The sequence below is a fragment of the Mesorhizobium sp. genome (assembly GCF_024509055.1).
Classification (GTDB): Bacteria; Pseudomonadota; Alphaproteobacteria; order Rhizobiales; family Rhizobiaceae; genus Mesorhizobium.
On record NZ_JANINM010000030.1, the window covers coordinates 2351 to 6888 of the forward strand.

Sequence of the window (4538 nt, forward strand, 5' to 3'; positions counted from 1 at the left end):
GGCTTCACCGAAATCTTCGGCCATCGCTTCGACACGACCGGCGTGCTCGGCTGGTCGGGCCCACCGGGACAGGAGACGCCCCGCGGCTTCCCTGCCTGGGCGACAATTCCCTCCTACTACGATCTCGGCACCGCCCGCGTCGTGCATTTCTTTTTCGCCTGGGTGCTCAGCGCGACGCTGCTCCTTTGGCTGATCGCAAGCCTGATCAATGGCCATATCCGCCGAGACCTTGCCCCTCGCCTGTCTGATCTGAGCAAGCTGCCGCGCGACATCGTCGATCATGCGAAGCTGAAGTTCCACCACACCCGCGAATACAACACATTGCAGAAGATGGCTTATGGCGGCGTGCTCTTCGTGCTGTTGCCGCTGATGATCGTCACCGGCCTTGCCATGTCGCCGAGCATGGATTCGGTGCTGCCCTGGCTCAACGAAATCCTCGGCGGCCGGCAGACGGCGCGCACCATCCATTTCACGATCATGGTGCTGCTCGTCCTCTTCTTCATCGTCCACATCCTGATGATCATCGCCGCCGGCCCGATCAACGAACTGCGCTCGATCATCACCGGCTGGTATCGCACCGACCCGCCAGCGAAGCACGAGCAGCCAACCGAGAGGAGCGTCTGACATGGCAAAATTCCAGATCAGCCGCCGCAAGTTTCTGACCGCCAGCAGCCTCGGCCTGTCCGGCATCGCGCTGTCGGGCTGCGATGCCTTCGACAGCGGGCTGGGCATCGGCGGCGGCCTGCGCAGCTTCCTCGAAAACGCCAACGACCTGACCTGGCACGCGCAGCGCCTGATTGCCGGCAGGGACGCGCTGGCGCCGGAATTCACCGAGGCCGACATCCGCCAGCCACAGCGGCCGAACGGCGTCACCGCGCCCGATGACGACACCTACAAGAGCCTGCTCGCCAACAATTTCGCCGACTGGCGCCTGGAGGTGACCGGGCTTGTCGAGAAGCCGCTGTCGCTGACCCGCGAGCAGCTCCAGAACATGCCGAGCCGCACCCAGATCACCCGCCATGACTGCGTCGCTCGATCAGGCGGTGGTGAAGCCGCAGGCCCGCTATGTGATGTTCCACTGCCTCGACACGATCGAGCAAAGCTTGTCCGGCGACATCAAATATTACGGCACCATCGACCTGATCGACGCCCGCCACCCGCAGACGATCCTGGCCTATGGCCTCAACGGCAAGCCGTTGCCGGTCGAGAACGGCGCGCCGCTGCGCGTGCGGGTCGAGCGCCAACTCGGCTACAAGATGCCGAAATACCTTTCAAAGATCGAGCTGGTCGACAGCTTTGCCAATGTCGGCGGCGGCCGCGGCGGCTATTGGGAAGACAATGGCTACGACTGGTACGGCGGGATTTGATACTGCCTCGCCTGCAGAATACGGCCTATCTTTCCTGGTACCATTGCTCCTTGCTAGCGCAGTGCTATCCCCGGAAGTCCGAGCAGGCAAAAAGCCCGCCGACACGATTGCAGTGCGGAGATGTTTCTTGAGCGCGGCTATCTTGTTGTTTGCTGTTTTGGCCACGCTGTGGGAGAGCTGCTTTTAGATAACCATCGGTTCAGCCGCTCACGCCACCTTATCGAGCAGCGGCTTCAATGTAGGATGGATTTCCGGCGAGGCGTGCTTGATCAAAGTAAGCAGAGCGCGTTCGTTGTCACGCAGCGGGCGATTTCCATTGCCCACATGCTCGGCCAGCCATTTCGCCTCGCCGGCGTCGATGGTTTCGGCGCGGCGGGAAAGCGCTTCGGCGGCCCGGTTCCTGGCTTCCCATTCCGCCTCGATGCCACCGGGAGAACGATAGGCTTCTAGGATGGCGGCGAACCCGCCCGCGGCCATCCGGCTGAAGAAGCCGCCAAGCGTCGGGCCTGCCTCGTCCAGGAAGGTTTCGTGGCGCAGCGCCGCTTCCCGCGTCGGCGGCTCGTAGCCGGCCGAGCACATGACATAGTTGGCGATCGCCTTGACGAAGAGGTCGTTCCAAGACGGATCATTGTCGGCGGCCGCGGTCCGGTCGTTGATCCTGAACAGGACCTCCGCCTCGGCCTTGCTGATGGCGATGTTGCCATCGCCGCCATAGGCGTAGAGGATGCGGCGCAGCAGATCGACCTCGGCCTTGGCGATATGGCCGGGAACGAGGCTACCGCCCTGCACCAGCGGGCCCTTGCCGTCGATCACCGCATGCGCGACCTGCTCCAGCGCATATGCCGAAAGCTGGCCCGGCGAGGATTTCGCCTCCTCCAGCACATGCACCACCAGTTCGAACTCAGTGCGGCTGTCGACCACGCCATCGCGCGAGACGATGCGGACCAGCCAGTCGGCATTCTCTTGCGAGATATAGCCTTCCGGCTTCTCCTCGTGGACGATGTAGTCGGTCACCGCCTCGACGAAGAACGGCGCCCATTCGGCGCATTTGTCGCGCGCCGTCTGGTCGAGCGCGAACAGCGCCTCCGCCTCGCCGCGGCTCACCACGCCGTCGGCGAAAACCTCGCGCCGCAGCATCGTCACGTCCTCGGCCGTGATCTTGTTTTTCGAGGTCAGCCCCGCAACCGGAGCGCTCATGATCAATTCGCCCATTGCCATCCCTGCCCGTCGCCCGTTGCCGGCGAACTTAATGCGTCGTCTGGACAGGCATATCAGAAGTATCTTGAGAAACCGGCAAATGGCGTGGTTAGCGAAGACTTGTCGGTCAGTGCATGTCACACGAAAATGCGCAATGGTTTGGGAGAACGGCATGCATCGCACAAGACCTGAGCCGCGTTGCCCGAACCTGTTTCAGCGCAGTGCACTTTAGATGTCGCGGGGAGGTGACAACGTGTCGCCGGCGAGCTATGGATGGCGCGTCGAGGGCTCAGGCGACTGAGTCCTACCTGTTTGCGGGAGAGAGCAGCGAAAGCTGTCGCCGAAGGGGAAATCGCCCGAAATCTCTCAGGCAAAAGAACCGTAGACGGGAAAGACAACTCTGGAAAGTCGGGGCTAGCCCCGCGCCGAAGGTGTAAGCGCTGCCGACAGAGTTACGGGGCGCGAGTCTCTCAGGCTTCAGACAGAGGGGCACGGACTGGACCGCCAGCAGCGGTCGATTGCGTGCGACTCTGGAGAAGACATGACAGGCGAAGACACCAGACATCTACCCCTTGAGGATTTGCATCAGGCCGCCGGCGCCCGTTTCGGCGCCTTCGCCGGCTGGTCGATGCCGCTCACCTATCCGGCCGGCGTGATGAAGGAACACCTTCACACGCGCGAGCATGCCGGCCTGTTCGACATCTCGCACATGAAGCTGTTCGACGTCAGCGGCCCGGGTGCGGTGGCGCTGCTCAACCGCGCCTGCCCGCTCGATGCCGGCGCGCTGGAAATTTCCCAGTCCAAATACACCTTCTTCCTCAACGAGGCTGCCGGCATCATCGACGACCTGATCGTCACGCGCCTCGGCGACGACCGTTTCATGGTTGTCGCCAATGCCGGCAACGCCGCCGAGGACGAGAGGCATCTTCGCGCGCTGGCCGCGGATTTCGAGGCCAATGTGGAACCGCTCGACCGTGTTTTCCTGGCGATCCAGGGGCCGGACGCCTGGGCAGCCCTCGCGCGGGCCGGCATGGAGACAGGTTCGCTGCTCTTCATGCACGGCATCGAACCGCGTCAAAACTGGTTCATGAGCCGCTCCGGCTACACCGGCGAGGACGGTTTCGAGATCGGCCTGCCGGAAGCGGATGCCCGCGATCTCGTCGCCAAACTCCTGGAGGACGAGCGCGTGCAGTGGATCGGCCTCGCCGCCCGCGACAGCCTGCGGCTCGAGGCTGGTCTTTGCCTGCACGGGCAGGACCTGACGCCGGAAATCGATCCGGCAAGCGCCGGGCTGATGTGGGCAATCTCCAAGGAGGTCCGCGCCGGTGGCCACTTCATCGGCGCCGGCGCGTTGCGCTCTATCATCGAACACGGGCCGTCGCGGAGGCGGGTCGGCCTGAAGCCCGACGGGCGCCAGCCTGTTCGTGCAGGCGCGGCGCTCATCGATGCCGACGGCAATCCGGCCGGCCACGTCACATCAGGCGGTTTCGGCCCTTCGACCGGGCATCCCGTCGCCATGGGTTACGCCAATACGGCGCTGGCCAAGCCCGGCGCGAAACTCTTCGCCGATGTCCGCGGGACGAAAATCCCCGTCGACGTGGCGTCCCTGCCCTTCACTCCACATCGCTACCGCAAAGGATGATTTTCCGATGGCAAAGACCTACTTCACTGAAGACCACGAATGGCTCCGCGTCGAAGGCGGTGTCGCAACTGTCGGCATCACCGACTACGCGCAGGAACAGCTCGGCGATCTCGTTTTCGTCGAGCTGCCGGAAATCGGCCGCAAGCTCGCCAAGGGCGATACCGCCGTCGTCGTCGAATCCGTCAAGGCGGCCTCCGACGTCTACGCGCCGGTCGACGGCGAGATCACCGAGGCCAACGCCTCGCTGTCGGCCGACCCCTCGCTCGTCAATTCGGCGGCGACCGGCGACGGCTGGCTCTGGAAGATGAAGCTCGCCAACGAAAGCCAGCTCG

Annotated in this window: 4 protein-coding genes, 1 pseudogene and 1 riboswitch; of the genes and pseudogenes, 4 read left to right on the top strand and 1 reads right to left on the bottom strand. The window is 63.7% G+C overall.

Annotated features, from left to right (window positions below; all coding sequences use genetic code 11):
- Positions 1 to 624: cytochrome b/b6 domain-containing protein (locus Q0L57_RS02145; RefSeq protein WP_296737357.1), on the top strand; the 624-nt coding region annotated here is incomplete at its 5' end.
- A gap of 1 nt (position 625) precedes the next feature.
- Positions 626 to 1367: pseudogene (locus Q0L57_RS02150) on the top strand (molybdopterin-dependent oxidoreductase).
- Positions 1368 to 1574: 207 nt separating this feature from the next.
- On the opposite strand, the gene Q0L57_RS02155 reads toward Q0L57_RS02150, so the two are convergent.
- Positions 1575 to 2579 (bottom strand): hypothetical protein, encoded by a 1005-nt coding sequence (locus tag Q0L57_RS02155; RefSeq protein ID WP_366940852.1) that lies wholly within the window; start codon positions 2577 to 2579, stop codon positions 1575 to 1577.
- 290 nt (positions 2580 to 2869) lie between these two features.
- Positions 2870 to 2956, top strand: a riboswitch (glycine riboswitch).
- Positions 2957 to 3105: 149 nt separating this feature from the next.
- Here Q0L57_RS02155 and gcvT point away from each other — a divergent pair.
- Positions 3106 to 4206 carry a glycine cleavage system aminomethyltransferase GcvT gene (gene gcvT / locus Q0L57_RS02160; protein ID WP_296737361.1) on the top strand — a complete coding sequence of 367 codons (1101 nt, stop codon included), beginning with the start codon at positions 3106 to 3108 and terminating at the stop codon, positions 4204 to 4206.
- A gap of 7 nt (positions 4207 to 4213) precedes the next feature.
- A partial coding sequence (gene gcvH, locus Q0L57_RS02165) for a glycine cleavage system protein GcvH (RefSeq protein ID WP_296737364.1) occupies positions 4214 to 4538 on the top strand: 325 nt, incomplete at its 3' end.